Raw genomic sequence first — 16,303 nt, 5'->3', positions numbered from 1 at the left:
CCATGGATGTTGCGGGCAAGTATGCGCTGGTAATTAAATCCTTTGGCTGCTTCTTTTTTTAGTGGTTTATATTCGCTGGCGCGGATTACAAAAACCTTTTCCTGATGATTGGCAGGGGAGATGTCTTTAAAGAAACCAGTCAGATCAAGATTTAGGGAGTGTACAATGTTCATTAGAACAGGTAGCGATGGGATGGTACGGTTATTTTCAATCTGGGAGATCAAGCCCTTGCTTACTCCGGCTCTATTAGCGAGCTCTTGTATGGTAATGTTCTTTTCTTTTCGTATTTCTTTTATTCTGTAGCTGATCTTTAGGATAATATCGTCTTCCATGGTTTTCGCGTTTTATCCAAAAGTAAATAAAATTTGGAATTCGGAGGGGTGTAACTTACCATCAATTATTGTGAGTTGCTATTGAATATATAATAATAACTATATGCATACAATATAAGAACATAATTAAGTTACTATTACTGCCCTTGCTATACCGTTGGGATACCCTGGTGGTAATTCAAGGGTATATCAACGGTATAGCAAGGGTATTTCAATCCTTTATTTATTATGTATTCATTACGTTTTTTACCGTATTTATATTTGTGTTATATATGCCGGGACGCAACTATGTTATATTCCTGAAAAGCTATCTGCTACAGCTTTTCCTCTCCAGCTTTGAGGGGCTTTTAATCCAAGTATCCAGGCAATGGTTGCGCCAGTGTCATATGTGATAATTACATCCTTAATCTCGTGGTTCTTTTTAACTCCTGCGCCATTTATTACCCATGGAATTTGTACTTCGTCTAAAGATTTTCCGCCATGTCCTTTACCCGTTCCGCCATGATCAGCAGATAGTATAATGATGGTTTCGTTCTCTATGCCTGCGTCTTTAACTGCCTGTACAATCTTTCCAATTCTTATGTCAACTTTTTGAAGTTGCTCGTAATAGGCAGGGGTCCTGTGTCCAATGCCGTGGCCTGTTCCGTCTGGCTCATCAAGGTGGATAAAAGTGAAATAAGGTTTGTCTCTTTTGATAATGGTGGCGGCAGTATCCGCACAAAAATCGTCGTTATCATTGCCTGGTACTACAATGCTGATCGCATCTTTCTCTACTAGTGGTCCAATGCCCGGCCAGCTGTAAATTACTGCAGTTTTAGCGTTGGGTTTCTGATCTCTGATTACGCTAAAAATAGATGGGAACAGACCATATTTAGTGGTAGTAGCCGAAGGAATTTCTGGAGTTTTACTGCCCCATTCTGTAAAGCCATGCTCAGTTGGTCCGGCACCCATAAGCATAGACGCCCAGTTCACAGCGCTTGAAGAAGGTAATACGGATCTGGCTTTTAACGACCATGATCCTGTTTCCATTAACTTTCTTAGGTTGGGCATTTTAGCATCAGGTACTGCATAGGCTCCAAATCCGTCGCATCCAATTAGAACAACATGTTTTACTTTTTTTACCTGCGCATTAAGCTGCATAGTAAAGCACAATAAGCAGGAGGCAATAATTAATCTTTTCATTTGTTTGTTATTTGTGGTTTAAAATTTTACTAAAACAATCTGTCGTCTTAAAGCTGCCGTCGTTCTCTTCGTTATCTCGAACGCATTTGTGCCTAGGCACCAGGATTATGGGCGCGTACAGCACGGCTGTTTTTTTCTTTCAGGAGTTAAATATATGTATATTTTTGTTTAGTAAAACTAAACAAATAAAAATATTACAAATATTCAATAATAAGATAAGGTTGATTTAAGCCGACTAAAGAGACTTTCTTCTGAATACCCAGTATTTCTGTAAAACGTAGTTAAAGCCCAGAGATACAATGATGTCAACCATGATTCTGGTTATTTTGTAGTCTATCTTTAGCCAGGTAGTGAGCAAATAGGTACCCGATGATTTTAATAAAATACTGCCGCCAACTACAAATATAAATTTAATGAGTTGTTGTCCAACCGGGGCCTTATTTGCATTTGCAGTGGTAAAAGTCCAGTAGCGGTTTACAGAGAAGTTAACTACTGCGCCAACGATTCCGCCGATGGCAATAGAAATGGTGTAATGAATGTTTAGTAATTCAGTGCATAATATCATTACCAGATAGTCAACTATTCCGCCGGTAAAGGCAGAAAGCTGGGCTTTGGCAAAAACAAATACGGCATTTTTTTTACTCATTAAACACTGTCTTTTTTGGCTAAACGAGCTTCTCGCTCTGCATTGTCACGAATATCGCCAAGTTTTAGCAGTTTTCTGGTATCTAAAAAGTTAATGATAAACAAGGTGATGCAGATCGCTGCCGCAAAATATTCTATTAAGTGTCCGAAAAGAACCTCAGCGATAAGTATCAGGGCCAGAATAATTCTGATTTCGGTAGGGCCTACAATGCCCGAGTCGATGCTGTAGATGTCAGTTATCTTATAGCGTAACTGAGAAATGATCATTGCCCATCCGTATAAAACCACAAAAACGAATGCGATAAGTTCGTATTCGTTTCTGGCATATACCATATAGCCCAATCCAATAAGTACCGTGCTTACCCAATCCATTATGATATCTAAAGAAAAGCCGTACCATTTTCTTGGAATGTTTCTGTAGTAAGCTATTCTTCCGTCAAGTGAGTCGCCGAACCAGTTAATTGCTAAGCCTAATATACCAAGCAATAGAAAGCTGCGGTTGTCGTATGTAGCTAAAATAAAACCTGCAAGAACCAGAAGCGATCCAAAAGTACCTGTAAAGGTTAGCATATCTGAGCTGATGGACGAAGGAACTCGTTTTACGAGGTAAGAAATGGTGTTTTGTTCGGCACTTCTTAGGATGTTAGTTCTTTTTCTGTCTTGAAATATCCYTTTCAGATCTTGTGTTTCTTCCATTCAGGGGTTGCAAATATGCTTTTTATAACGAGGTACAAAAGTAGGTATTTTAACTTATTTCAGGCGATTTTTTCAATTCTATTACAGTTATCTCTGGCCATATACCAATCCTGCCAGAAAATCCAAGAAAACCAAAGCCTCTGTTGATGTTTAAATATCGACCATTCCTGCTTGTTATGCCTGCCCAATGTGCGTAGCGATACTTTACAGGGCTCCATTTGATCCCAAATGCTTCTATGCCAAATTGCATGCCATGTGTGTGTCCGCTTAAGGTAAGGTGAACTTTTGAGGGGTGTTTTACTACTTCTGCGTCCCAGTGTGATGGATCATGTGAAAGTAATATTTTAAAGTCATTGAGACTGGTGCCTGCTAAAGCTTTGTTTAAGTCTCCTCTTTCGCCAAAACCTATTCCCCAGTTTTCTACTCCGGCCAACACTATTTTTTGCCCGTCTTTGTGTAAGGTTACCTCTTCGTCGAGTAATAATTTGTAGCCCAGCTCTTCATGGTATTCTTTTAGTCGTTGTAGATTTGCGTTCTTTTCTGATTCACTTCTCCATGGTACATAGTCGCCGTAATCATGGTTTCCTAAAACAGAAAACTGTCCGTATGGTGCCTTTACCTGTTTGAAATGATCAATCCAGGGTGTAATCTCCTCTGCTTTGTTGTTTACCAGGTCGCCGGTAAATACAAAGAGGTCAGAATTTTGCGCTTTGATCAGGTCGATGCCTTTTTGTACTGCTGTTGGATTTTTAAAGCTTCCGGCATGTACATCAGAGATTTGTGTGATGGTAAAGCCATCAAAATTTGACGGCAGATCATCAAAAAATAAGGTATGCTTAATTACCCTGTAGGCATATTTTCCTTTAATCATGCCGTAGATAAATATTAGGATTACGAGTAGGACGACCAGGAGGGCAAATTCAACCCAATATACATTTCTGGCGCCTTGCGTTATCAATCTGTATGTATCGCCCAGCAGCAGGAATGCCGAAAATATCACCTCTGTAACAAACAGGATCAGAAAAACATGAGTGGTTATTTTAAAGAGCAGGTCCATTCCATTGTCGCGCATTCTTATTATGGAATAAATTAGGGTGGCGGTGGTGAGCACGATAAAACCCCAGAAAAGTGGGGTGGTAAGTGAATTTGAACTTATTGTTCTGATGCCCGAAAGCACGTACCAGTTCAAAACAAAAAGTAGTATTGCTATTATAGCAAGTGGTAAAACACTGATTCTTCTCTTCATGTAGTTTTATAAACGAATTAAAATTACAGCTTGGATGGCAAAGTGTTTGGTATGTTACTCAATATGACATTACTGTGTATTGTTGGGGGTGTAATAGTATAATACACGTCATCTCGACATAATGCACGTCATCTCGAATGAGGCCAGTTCTTGAATGACCTCGGTTCTCGAATGAGGTCGGTTCTTGAATGACGTCAGTTTTAAAGAATGTCCGCTTTAAAGGATGATAACGCAAATTAAATCTTAATTGCTCTGTCCGAAATATAGGGTACATTGGGGTATCCGTTATAATCGGGGTCGTTTTGTGTGGCTTCTTGCCCCATATATTCCGATTTACGGCCTTTGATTTCTGCAGTGCCATTGGTGTAAATTGTTAAAAATGCCCACAGGGGTTCTTTAGTGTGTGCAAAATCGTAACCTGTAACCGGATGGGTAAACTGATAGGAAATGCTATTGATCTGTACATAATTAATGCCGTTGTAAACATTATGATAGTCTTCATGATGGTGGCCACTAAAAACGAACTGAATTTTATTAAACCCTGCTTTCTTGTTTATTCTTTCAAATATTAAACGGATCAAGGCTCCTTCTTTTAAGCCATCCTGATCATTATCTATACCCTGATGACAAAATACAATTGTAGGTAAATTCGTTGCTTCCAAATCTTGTTTCATCCATTTTATCTGTGCTGGATTCATAGATCTTGGATATCCTTTGGAAGTATCTCCTTCTGGTCTTTCATTGCCGTTTAGCACCACAAAATGATAGCCATTGGTGTCAAACGAGTAATATTTTCCTTTGGCATTCCAGAAATCAACAACCTGGTCATGTGTAAAACCACCATCTGTATCATGATTTCCTATTACATGATATTTTGGTCCGGTAAATTGATTCCAGATTCCCATTAAGTTTTTGTTCTTTTCCTTAGGGATGCAAAAGTCTCCCATTTGAATAATGAAGTCGGGTTTACGCTGGTTCATTTCGTTGATGAACGACTGCAGTCTTTTTTCGCCGTCCTTTATCAGGTCCTGATGAAGGTCTGTGCAAATACCAATACGCATTAAAGGTTTTTTGCCGGATAAGGCTGCGGAGGCTTCTGTTTTTGCGTATAGATTTTGTATTCCTGAAAGGCTGCCGGTGCCAATCAATGTGCTGATTAAAAAGTTGCGTCTTTTCATACCTGTAAGTCGAAGTTTGGAGCCGTTTTTTTAGAATACAATTGTAAAATAAAAATTGCAATAAATGAAGTATATTTTTAATATTTGTAAACATTTGAAGATAGAAGTAGGTTTGTTGTTGTTCGTGTATATAGTTAATATAGTGTCTTTTGACTTGTTTTAACTTAAAAATATCTAATTGTTAAATTATTGTTATTAAATCTTAAAGTTTATATATACTAAAAATTATGAAAACAAAATTACTTGTGTTTGCCTTGGTTTTTATGGCGGCAGCTGTCTCTTCCTTTGCCCAAAAAGGTAAGACAAAAAACGTAATCCTTATTTCTATTGACGGGTATCGCTGGCAGGAAATTTTCAAGGGTGCAGATTCTTCATTATTGTTCCAAAAAAAATATCGCAGGCAGGATTCAACAGAGTTGGTTAAAAAGTATTGGGCGCCAACTGCAAATGAGCGCCGACAAAAACTGATGCCTTTTTTTTGGAATACTATTGCGAAACATGGGCAGCTATATGGTAACCGCGACCTAAAGAATTATGTGAATGTTAAAAACAAATATTGGTTCTCTTATCCTGGTAGGAGTGAAACAGTTTGTGGTTACTATGATCCGGCCATTAATTCGAATAGCTATCCGGATAATCCGAACGAAAACGTACTTGAGTTTATCAATAAACAAAAAGGCTATCAAAATAAGGTGGTAACTTTTGCAGGTTGGGCTGCAGTAGGAAACATAGTGAACCGTAATAGGAATAAAATGCCTTTGTATAACCCTTACGAGGATGTAAAAGGTGCAAACTTAACCGAGGCTCAAAAGCTGGCCAATGAATTACAGTACTTTTTACCCAATACGTTCGGTACTTCAGAGCGTTTCGATTTAACAACTTATGCGCTGGCTAAAACCTATATAGCAGCGAATCACCCACGACTGGTTTACATAGATTTCATAGATACTGATGAGTTCGGGCACGCCGGGCAATATGATTCTTTTCTTGATGCCGCTAATTATCTGGATAAAATGATTGCAAGTCTTTGGGCAAGCCTTCAGGCCGATCCTTTCTATAAGGATAATACAACTATTATGATTTGCCCGGATCATGGTCGTGGTATAGATAAAGGCTGGGTTAGTCATGGATCAGAGACGGCTCACTCTAACGAAACATGGTTCGCTGTTCTAGGCCCTGATACACCGCCCAAAGGAGAAATGAAAACTGAAGGGCAGATTTATCAGGAACAGTTTGCGCAAACCTTAGCTCATTTTCTTGGCTTTAAGTTTACTGCCAACCACCCGGTAGGAGAGAGAGTTGAGTCTGTTTCCTTTCTTAAATAATGCTTAATACAGCGTTATTTTTTAGCGGGCTCTTTGGTAGCTACTTTTTTAACTTTAGCAGTGGCAGCGGCTTCTTTAACTGGAGCCTCTGCTTTCTTAGTTACAGTGCTTGCTTCAATTAGATCAGAGCTGCTTACTTTAAGTTTTTTAGATAGTTTTTTTGCTAATTTAGCTGCTGCTTTATTGATTTCTTTTTTGGCATCTTTCGGGTTGTAGTCCAATCCTGTAACTACTGCTTCAATTCCTGTGGCTATTTGAGTGTTTAATGATTTACGAAGTTCCTTGATTGCAGATTTGATAGCTGATCCCTTTTTTTTATCTTTCATGACATATTTTTTTAAGAATTACAAAACAACATAAAGATAGTGTAAATTTCATATTATCATTATGTTAACATTTGTTCGCTGCTTAACACGAAGTAAAGCTCGGTGTATTTGTTTAAAGCATCGTAACCTTTTATTAAGCACGAACTTAGCTAATCTTGAATGGTTTTAAATTGCAAAATAACTGATTGATAATTAGTGCATTAATTCTTTTTTTACAATTCTATGTACTACCAAACCTATATACTTTATATATTTGCTTTATGAAAACAGTGAATTGTAGCGTTAAGTACATGATCATGCAATGCATGAAAGGGTAAGACTACGGACTGTTTGGAACAAAACTTTTAAAAGCTTCTTCAGTCTCCCCGACAAAGAAGCTTTTTTTAAATTAGACCTAACAAAAGATGCAGAGCTTTAGAACAGAGTTAGAAAATCCTATTGTCGAAAAAGATATAATCGATCTTGAAAAGAAGATCAGGGAATTCCGCGAGGGTAAAATCCATGATGAGAAATTTAGAAGCTTGCGTTTGGCGCGTGGTGTTTATGGCCAAAGACAGCCCGGCGTTCAAATGGTACGTATTAAACTGCCATTTGGTAAAGTAACTTTCAATCAGCTTTTACGTATTGCAGATGTATCTGATGAATATGCAAGCGGGAACTTACACCTGACAACCCGCCAGGATATTCAAATTCACTATGTAAGCTTAGACAGGACTCCCCAGCTTTGGGAAGAACTTCAACGTGACGATGTAACCATTCGCGAAGCTTGTGGAAACACTGTTCGTAATGTAACCTCTTCTCCGGATTCAGGTATAAATCCAAACGAACCATTTGATGTATCGCCGTATGCGCATGCATTTTTTAAATATTTTTTACGTAACCCTATTTGCCAGGAGATGGGCAGAAAGATTAAATTTTCTTTCTCTTCTGATGAAACAGATACGGCATTTAGTTATATCCACGACCTTGGTTTTATTCCGAAAATTAACGAGCAGGGCGAGCGTGGTTTTAAAGTTGTTTTAGGTGGTGGTTTAGGGGCTCAGCCATTTTTAGCTGAACCTGTTCACGATTTTCTGCACGAAGACCAGATCATTCCTTATGCTGAAGCAATGCTAAGGGTGTTTGATCGTTACGGGGAAAGAACCAATAGAAATAAAGCGCGTTTAAAATACCTGGTTCAGAAACTTGGCTTAGAAGAAGTTGTTAGGCTTATTGAAGAAGAGCGTGTTGCCAATAAATCAAAATCTTTTAAAATAGACCGTGATGCTGTACCTGATCCTCAGGTGCCTGAATTATTGGATTATCCTGCTTTGGATGATGTGGTAAATTCACTGGACTATAAACACTGGCGCGCTACTAACGCTTTTGTTCAAAAACAAGAGGGTTTTTATGGTGTGTACATCAAAGTAACTAAAGGTGATATCCCAACCGATCTCGCCCGTAAACTGGTTGATGCAATTAGTCCTTTTGCGGCTGACGAGATTCGTGTTACCCAGAATCAGGGCTTATTATTGAAATATGTTAGAGAAGGTGCTTTACCTTCATTATATGTTGAACTTAAAGCTTTAGGTTTTGCTAAACCTGGGTTTGATAGTGTTGGCGACGTAACTACCTGCCCGGGTACAGATACTTGTAACCTTGGTATATCAAACAGCATGTCGCTTTCGGTTGCTTTGGAAGACGTGATCTACGAGGAATATCCGGAATTGATTTACGACAAAGACCTTAAAATAAAGATCAGTGGATGTATGAACTCTTGCGGACAGCATGGTTTGGCTCACATTGGTTTTCATGGTAGCTCTGTAAAGGCTAATGGTAAAGTTGTACCTGCAGTACAGGTAATGCTTGGCGGTGGTACAGTTGGTAACGGAGAAGGCAGGGTAGCTGAGCGTGTAATTAAAGCGCCATCTAAACGTGCTACCGATGTTTTAAGAACATTATTAAATGACTTTGGCGCTAAAGCCGAAAAAGAAGAAGGCTTTAACAAGTATTATGACAGAAACGGTAAAGACTATTTTTACCAATTGTTGAAACCACTTGCTGATCTTACTAATCTTAAAGACGAAGAGTATGTAGATTGGGGCCATGAAGAAACTTTTGAAACTGCTATTGGTGTTGGTGAATGTGCGGGTGTGGTAATAGATCTTGTGGCTACTTTGTTATTAGAATCTGAAGAGAAATTAGGTTGGGCTAAAGCTTCGTACGAGGCTGGGGCATGGTCTGATGCCATTTATCATACTTACGCAGTATTTGTTGGTTCAGCCAAAGCTTTATTGCTTGATAAAGGTGTGAACAGCAGCACTCAGATTGGTGTGATCAGAGAGTTCGATAAAAACTACGTTGAAACCGGAGAAGTTGTACTTGAAGGTTCATTTAATGACCTGGTACTTCAAATTAACAAAAACGAGCCTACAGAAGCGTTTGCAACTGCTTACTTAGCTGATGTTGAGCGTTTTTATAACTCAATTAAAGGAACAAGAGGGGAGTAACCTAATGATCACTCACAAAAATATATATAACAGAGAGCCAAGGATCACGCTTGTGGGCGCGGGTCCCGGTGATCCTGAACTGATCACAATGAAAGGTGCCAATGCACTTAAAACTGCTGATGTAGTTTTGTATGATGCATTGGTTAATGAAGGAGTTTTGGATTATGCCAACCCTGATGCCATTAAGGTATATGTTGGTAAAAGATCTGGTGAACATTCGTATGGTCAGGATGCAATAAACAAACTGATGATCGATTACGCCCTTAATTACGGCCACGTGGTTCGTTTAAAAGGTGGTGATCCGTTTGTGTTTGGCAGGGGATATGAGGAATTGGACTTTGCTGTGGGTTATAGTGTGCCTGTAACGGTTGTTCCCGGTTTATCCAGCTCTATATCTGTACCTGGTTTGCAGCAAATCCCGGTTACACACCGCGGACTTAGCGAAAGCTTCTGGGTGGTAACAGGTACTACCTCTTCCGGAAAAATATCTAATGACCTTTATGAGGCTGCACGATCAAAAGCTACCGTAGTGGTGTTGATGGGATTGGGTAAGCTTAAAGAGATTGTGAAACTGTTTCAGAACGAGGGTAAGAATTTATTGCCTGTTGCTGCTATTCAAAGCGGATCAACAGAGAATGAGAAACTAGCCGTGGGTACTGTAGATACGATTGTGGAACTGGTTGAAGAAAAAGGTATTGAGGCACCGGCATTGTTGATATTTGGTCAGGTGGTTTCTTTACATCCTTCTTTTCAGCCAATCAAGAATTTTTACCAGGCTTTAAAAGAAGAATTGTAGTTTTTATGGAAGGCAATCAGTTATTTCCTGTCTTCATAAAATTGAATACCATACATACCATACTTGTTGGCGCTGGCCCGGTTGGTTTGGAAAAGTTAACAGCAATATTAGGTAATAGCCCTGATGCCAGGGTTACCGTTATAGGGCTTGAGATTTTACCGGAACTGCAGGAACTGGCTGACAAGCATGAGGGTGTAACAGTACTTCAAAAAGAGTTTGTTGCTGCCGATCTGGATGGTGCAGATTTGGTTGTGGCAGCTACAAATAATGAATTGCTGAATCAGGAAATCAGAATACAGGCCGACCAGCGCAATTTGCTGGTTAACTTTGCTGATAAACCTGACCTGTGTAACTTTTACCTGGGGTCTATTGTTAAAAAGGGTGATCTTAAAATAGCAATATCTACCAACGGTAAATCGCCAACCATTGCAAAACGGTTGAAAGAAGTGTTAAATGATAGTTTGCCTGACGAGTTGAATGATACTTTGCAGCAAATGGAGGCACTTAGAAATACACTTAATGGTGATTTTGCTTCGAAGGTTAAAAGACTGAATGAAGTAACCTCATTATTGGTTACTGAAAAATTGGCTTCAACTGAAGATGAAGAATCTTCTTTAGTTAAAGATAAGGAAGAGAAAAGCAAAAGAGGTAAGATGAAGTGGCTGATATGGCTGGCAATCGTATTTTCTTTTGTAATTGTTGTTACTGCATTTTGGCATAAAGAACCGGAATTTCAGGCTTACATTGAAAATCTGAACCCGATGTTTTACTGGTTCTTGCTGGGCGGTTTTATTTTTGCAATGATTGATGGTGCGATTGGAATGTCGTACGGTGTTACTACCACCTCATTCTCTTTGGCAATGGGTGTTCCACCGGCTTCGGCCAGTATGGGTGTTCATCTTTCTGAGATTTTGAGTAACGGTATAGCTGGCTGGATGCACTATCGCTTTGGTAATGTAAACTGGAAATTGTTCAGGTTATTGCTTATCCCCGGAATTGTGGGTGCGGTAACAGGAGCATACCTGTTATCATCATTAGAGCATTATAGTAATTATACCAAGCCGGTTGTTTCTTTATATACTTTAATACTGGGATTTGTAATCCTTTCTAAAGCGTATAAAGCAAACGCCAAAACAACAGGCCCAAAGAAAAAGATAAAGAAAGTTTCATTGCTGGGTTTGTTTGGTGGTTTTATTGATGCTGTTGGTGGCGGAGGCTGGGGTTCTATTGTTTTGTCGAGCTTAATAGCCGGCGGAAGAAATGCCCGGTTTTCATTAGGAACAGTAAAGATAACGCGCTTTTTTATTGCGTTGATGAGCTCGCTGACCTTTATAACCATGTTAAATGGGGCACATTGGGAGGCGGTAGGAGGTTTGGTTATCGGTAGTGCACTTGCATCGCCAATTGCGGCAAGGGTATCCAACAAGATCTCTGCTAAAACTATTATGGTTTCGGTAGGTATTCTTGTCATTCTGGTAAGCTTAAGAAGCATCATCAACTTTATCCTCAAATTAGTTTAGTCATGAAGGAAAAATTAGAAGAAATAGCAGAAAAAATAAAAGGACTTGATCCGGTTGATGCACTTAAATTCTTTGCAAGTGAGTATCCCGGTAAGATTGTTTTTTCTACCAGCTTTGGCTGGGAAGATCAGGTGATTACACACATGATCTTTGCAAATGATATTCCTATTGAGGTTTTTACATTGGAAACCGGAAGGTTGTTTCCAGAAACGTATTACGTGTGGAACCGTACTTTAGAAATTTATAAGAAACCAATATTGGCTTATTTCCCACAGGCAGAGGCTGTACAGGAAATGGTGAATAAAAAGGGCCCGAGCAGCTTTTATGAATCGGTAGAGAACAGAAAAGAATGCTGCGGAATTCGTAAACTAGAACCTTTAAGACGTGCTTTAAACGGTAATCAGCTATGGATTACCGGTATCAGATCTGAGCAATCTGTAAACAGGCACGATATGACCAACCTGGAGTGGGATGAGCAAAATCAGTTGATCAAGTTTCACCCGATCTTTTTCTGGTCGCTTGATGAGGTGAAGGAATACATTAAAACGAATAATATTGTTTACAACACATTACACGATAAGGGTTTCCCTAGTATAGGATGTGCTCCTTGTACAAGAGCAGTAAGGGAAGGCGAGGATTTTAGAGCCGGCCGTTGGTGGTGGGAAGATCAATCAAAAAAAGAATGTGGTTTACACGCCACTTCGTAATTGCAACAAAGAAAATGAGTAAGTATAATTTAGATTATTTAGACGAATTAGAGGCCGAGGCAATTCACATTTTACGTGAAGTTGCGGGGCAATTTGAAAAACCTGCCTTGTTGTTTTCGGGAGGTAAGGATTCAATTACATTGGTGCGTTTAGCTGAAAAGGCTTTCAGACCAGGTAAATTTCCTTTCCCTTTGGTGCATATTGACACCGGACACAACTTTGAGGAAACCATTACCTATAGGGACAAAATGATTGAACGCATTGGCGAAAAGCTGATTGTTGGTTCGGTTCAGGATTCTATTGACCAGGGTAAAGTGGTAGAGCAAAAAGGTAAAAACGCCAGCAGAAATTCTCTGCAAACGGTTACACTTTTAGATACTATTGCTGCACACGGTTTTGATGCTTGTATTGGTGGGGCCCGCAGAGATGAGGAAAAAGCCCGCGCTAAAGAACGTATCTTCTCGGTAAGGGATGAGTTCGGGCAATGGGATCCGAAACGTCAGCGTCCGGAGCTGTGGAACATTTATAATGGAAAGATCCACAAAGGTGAGAACGTTCGTGTTTTCCCTATCAGTAACTGGACTGAGCTTGACGTTTGGAATTACATTCGTCGGGAGAACATTGAATTACCTTCTATTTATTTTGCTCATGAAAGAGATGTAATTACCCGTAATGGTCAGCTAATGGCTGCTTCTCCGTTTCTGAATATGGATGAAGAGGACATTGTTGAGCACAAGAAAGTGCGTTTCCGTACGGTTGGCGATATGAGCTGCACTGCCGCGGTTGAGTCTGACGCAGATCAACTGGAAGATATCATTGCTGAAATCAGCGCATCAAAGATTAGTGAACGCGGGGCCCGCATGGACGATAAGGTATCGGAAGCTGCAATGGAAGACCGCAAAAAAGGAGGATACTTTTAATGAATTTACTTAAATTTTTTACAGCCGGTAGTGTTGATGATGGTAAAAGCACACTTATTGGACGGTTGTTATATGATACAGATTCCATTTTGGCTGATCAGTTAGAGGCTTTACAGCAGTCTAACCGTAAAAACGATGATGGATCAATTGACCTTGCTATTTTAACCGACGGCCTAAGAGCTGAAAGAGAGCAGGGAATTACCATTGATGTGGCTTATAAATATTTTCAGACTGAGAAACGTAAGTTTATCATAGCTGATACCCCTGGCCATATTCAGTATACCCGTAACATGATTACCGGTGCATCTACCGCCAAACTTGCCATCATTTTAATTGATGCACGTAATGGTGTGATTGAGCAAACCATCAGACACTCTTACCTGGTTTCTTTATTGGGTATTGAGCATGTTGTGGTATGCCTAAACAAAATGGACATGGTTGATTTTAGCGAAGAGGTATTTAACACGATTACTGACAGGTACAAAACACTTGCTGCTGACTTAAGCCTAAAGGATGTTACTTTTATTCCTATTAGTGCTTTAAAAGGCGATAATGTAGTCAATGAATCAGAACATATGCCTTGGTATAAAGGGCAAAGCCTGCTTCATTTCCTGGAGAATGTTGATGTAGAGACCGGACCTGATTATAACCTTGCCCGTATGCCTGTGCAGTGGGTGGTTAGACCTCAGACTGATGAGCTTCATGATTACAGAGGTTATGCGGGCCGTGTGCTTAGTGGATCATTTAATGTAAATGATAAAGTAACAGTATTGCCTTCGGGTACCAGTTCAGTAATTGAACGTATAGAGATATTTGATCAAACTCCTTCTGAAGTGCACGCAGGTCAGTCGGTAACACTTCACCTGAAAGATAATATAGATATTAGTCGTGGTGATGTATTGGTAAACGCTGATCACTTACCTCAAAACTCTCAGCTGATCGAAGCGGATGTATGCTGGATGGATAAACGTCCTCTTGATGAGAGCATTACTTATTTATTGCAGCACAATAGTCAAGTTACTAAGTGTAAAATTCGGGAGATCATACACAAAGTTGATATCAATACGCTTGAAAAACAGGAAGCTTATGACTTTAAATTAAACGACATAGGCCGTATTGTAATCAAAACTGCTGATGCCCTTGCCTTTGACTTTTACACGGATAACAAAGCCAATGGCGCAGCCATTTTAATTGACAGCAGAACTAATTTAACTGTTGCTGCTTTGATGTTCAGAGCAATTGCAGATTAGTTTTCTTAATTGCTTTTGAAAAAATCAATATACTACTCAGAGTCTGGAACCTTTTGCCCTGAAAAAGGGCAAAAGTTCCTAGGTCTCTTTGCAATACAATTGATTTTTTGTTAGACGCTTAATCTGGAAAATGTTCTGCTAAACGGCCGATAAGGAGCCGTCAAGGTAGATTTGACCTGTTGTGCTAGTCTGATAAAGTGGTTTTCCTAGTCCGGGACCCTGACCACGAAGTAGCTGGCCAGCAAAATAAATTCAGGGTGACGATAGTTCCCTTCTCTCCTCCATCCCTTTACGTCTCCCTCTATAAATTCAATAAAAATGAAGTTGGCTAGTTTTTGCGCTTAGAAAAAAATGGATATGCGATGAAGAGACCTGGGAATTGTTTAGCTTCTTCAGCGTAACTGATTCCAGACGCTGAATAGTATGCCATTTTTTAAAAAACTAACCAACTTCATTTTTATTAAATTTTTTTCCTTTAATTATTTGCTTTCCCTATTGTAATCGCTAATTTGAGAGTGATTTATAAAACCTCAAATTATGGAAATTATACACCTTAGTGCCGAATGCTATCCTATTGCTAAAGTAGGTGGTTTGGGGGACGTTGTTGGTGCTTTGCCTAAGTATCAAAATAAACTTGGACATGTGGCTAAGGTTGTTATGCCTGCCTATCAGACCAAATTTATGCAAGAGAATGAGTTTGAGGTGGTGTATGATGGCTGGAGTAAACTGGGCTTCCATAACTTTCCTGTAAGAATTTTCAGAGAGAAAACCAATAAGCTTGGGTTTGATCTTTATCTGGTGCACATTTCAGGACTTATGGACCGGGAAAAGGTTTACGGTTATGATGATGATACAGAACGCTTTTTAGCTTACCAGATATCCGTTTTAGATTGGATTTCACAATGGGAGCATCGTCCTGATGTTGTTCATTGTCATGATCATCATACCGGTTTAGTGCCTTTTATGATGGCATACTGCCAGCAGTTTAGAAATATTAGCAACGTACCTACCATATTAACCATTCATAACGCCCAATATCAGGGGCAGTTCGGCTGGGACAAACTTCACTATATTCCGCCATTCGACTTATGGAAATCGGGCCAGCTTGACTGGAGAGGCTCCATCAATCCACTTGCATCAGCAATTAAGTGTGCCTGGAGGGTAACTACCGTTTCTCCAAGTTACCTTGACGAAATAAGCTTTAGGGCAAACGGACTGGAGGATTTGCTGGCGCAGGAGCGTGGGAAGTCTGTAGGGATCTTAAATGGGATTGACAATGATGTCTGGAATCCCTCGGCAGATGCCATGCTCGAAAAGCAATTTTCTATTAAAACAGTTGAGGCTGGTAAAAAGGCAAACAAAGCAGCACTTTGCAGTGTTTTTAACCTGAATCCCGAAAAACCTTTGTACACCTTTATTGGTAGATTGGTTGGAGAAAAAGGAGCAGACCTGCTACCGGATATATTTTACAACGCTTTGCATCAGGCAAATGGCGATATAAATGTACTGGTGCTAGGCTCTGGTGATCCGCAGGTGGAGGGGAGACTGAATCATTTAAAAGATGTTTTTCCCGGAAATTACAATGCTTATATAGGATATAATGAACAACTTTCTCATCAAATATATGCGGGAGCAGATTTTTTGCTTATGCCAAGTAGGGTAGAGCCTTGTGGCTTAAACCAGATGTATGC

15 protein-coding genes are annotated in these 16,303 nt (G+C 39.7%); 8 read left to right on the top strand and 7 right to left on the bottom strand.

Translation table 11 applies throughout. The annotated features are described in order from the left end of the window. The 6 genes from AC1DDX_RS08690 to AC1DDX_RS08665 all read right to left on the bottom strand — a co-directional run. A partial coding sequence (locus tag AC1DDX_RS08690) for a helix-turn-helix domain-containing protein (RefSeq protein WP_477621955.1) occupies positions 1-332 on the bottom strand: 332 nt, incomplete at its 3' end. 291 nt (positions 333-623) lie between these two features. Next, the gene (locus AC1DDX_RS08685) at positions 624-1,514 is read right to left on the bottom strand and encodes an alkaline phosphatase family protein (RefSeq protein WP_172660645.1); all 891 of its coding nucleotides are present in this window, start codon (positions 1,512-1,514) and stop codon (positions 624-626) included. Between the two features lie 235 nt (positions 1,515-1,749). Then, on the bottom strand, positions 1,750-2,160 hold the full coding sequence (locus tag AC1DDX_RS08680) for a GtrA family protein (RefSeq protein ID WP_172660644.1): 411 nt from the start codon (positions 2,158-2,160) through the stop codon (positions 1,750-1,752). Then, a complete protein-coding gene (locus AC1DDX_RS08675; protein ID WP_477621954.1) occupies positions 2,160-2,855 on the bottom strand; it encodes a CDP-alcohol phosphatidyltransferase family protein in 696 nt (231 codons plus the stop codon). The genes AC1DDX_RS08680 and AC1DDX_RS08675 overlap by 1 nt, the downstream gene beginning before the upstream one ends. A 49-nt stretch (positions 2,856-2,904) precedes the next feature. After that, positions 2,905-4,101 (bottom strand): metallophosphoesterase, encoded by a 1,197-nt coding sequence (locus tag AC1DDX_RS08670; RefSeq protein ID WP_172660642.1) that lies wholly within the window; start codon positions 4,099-4,101, stop codon positions 2,905-2,907. Positions 4,102-4,337: 236 nt separating this feature from the next. After that, positions 4,338-5,279, bottom strand: coding sequence for a metallophosphoesterase family protein (locus AC1DDX_RS08665; RefSeq protein WP_337715353.1), 942 nt, complete (start codon positions 5,277-5,279; stop codon positions 4,338-4,340). Positions 5,280-5,506: 227 nt separating this feature from the next. Between AC1DDX_RS08665 and AC1DDX_RS08660 the strand changes: the two genes are divergently transcribed. Beyond that, positions 5,507-6,604, top strand: coding sequence for an alkaline phosphatase family protein (locus tag AC1DDX_RS08660; RefSeq protein WP_172660640.1), 1,098 nt, complete (start codon positions 5,507-5,509; stop codon positions 6,602-6,604). Between the two features lie 14 nt (positions 6,605-6,618). On the opposite strand, the gene AC1DDX_RS08655 is transcribed toward AC1DDX_RS08660, so the two are convergent. Next, the gene (locus AC1DDX_RS08655; protein WP_172660639.1) at positions 6,619-6,930 is read right to left on the bottom strand and encodes a hypothetical protein; all 312 of its coding nucleotides are present in this window, start codon (positions 6,928-6,930) and stop codon (positions 6,619-6,621) included. Between the two features lie 404 nt (positions 6,931-7,334). Between AC1DDX_RS08655 and AC1DDX_RS08650 the strand changes: the two genes are divergently transcribed. The 7 genes from AC1DDX_RS08650 to AC1DDX_RS08620 form a co-directional block, all read left to right on the top strand. After that, positions 7,335-9,419, top strand: a complete 2,085-nt coding sequence (locus AC1DDX_RS08650; RefSeq protein ID WP_172660638.1) for a HEPN domain-containing protein — start codon at positions 7,335-7,337, stop codon at positions 9,417-9,419. Positions 9,420-9,423: 4 nt separating this feature from the next. Continuing rightward, the gene (gene cobA, locus AC1DDX_RS08645) at positions 9,424-10,215 is read left to right on the top strand and encodes a uroporphyrinogen-III C-methyltransferase (RefSeq protein WP_048904363.1); all 792 of its coding nucleotides are present in this window, start codon (positions 9,424-9,426) and stop codon (positions 10,213-10,215) included. A gap of 5 nt (positions 10,216-10,220) precedes the next feature. Further along, positions 10,221-11,735 carry a TSUP family transporter gene (locus AC1DDX_RS08640; protein ID WP_288880767.1) on the top strand — a complete coding sequence of 505 codons (1,515 nt, stop codon included), beginning with the start codon at positions 10,221-10,223 and terminating at the stop codon, positions 11,733-11,735. Positions 11,736-11,737: 2 nt separating this feature from the next. Then, on the top strand, positions 11,738-12,442 hold the full coding sequence (locus AC1DDX_RS08635; protein ID WP_172660636.1) for a phosphoadenylyl-sulfate reductase: 705 nt from the start codon (positions 11,738-11,740) through the stop codon (positions 12,440-12,442). Positions 12,443-12,456: 14 nt separating this feature from the next. Next, positions 12,457-13,362, top strand: a complete 906-nt coding sequence (gene cysD, locus AC1DDX_RS08630; protein ID WP_048904366.1) for a sulfate adenylyltransferase subunit CysD — start codon at positions 12,457-12,459, stop codon at positions 13,360-13,362. Beyond that, on the top strand, positions 13,362-14,612 hold the full coding sequence (locus tag AC1DDX_RS08625) for a sulfate adenylyltransferase subunit 1 (RefSeq protein ID WP_337715351.1): 1,251 nt from the start codon (positions 13,362-13,364) through the stop codon (positions 14,610-14,612). The genes cysD and AC1DDX_RS08625 overlap by 1 nt, the downstream gene beginning before the upstream one ends. A 537-nt stretch (positions 14,613-15,149) precedes the next feature. Next, positions 15,150-16,303, top strand: a 1,154-nt coding sequence (locus tag AC1DDX_RS08620; RefSeq protein ID WP_477621953.1) for a glycogen synthase, incomplete at its 3' end; no start/stop codon positions are given.

Source organism: Pedobacter sp. 10L46_2 (assembly GCF_056395165.1).
This window is presented reverse-complemented; position numbering and strand designations above follow the sequence as displayed.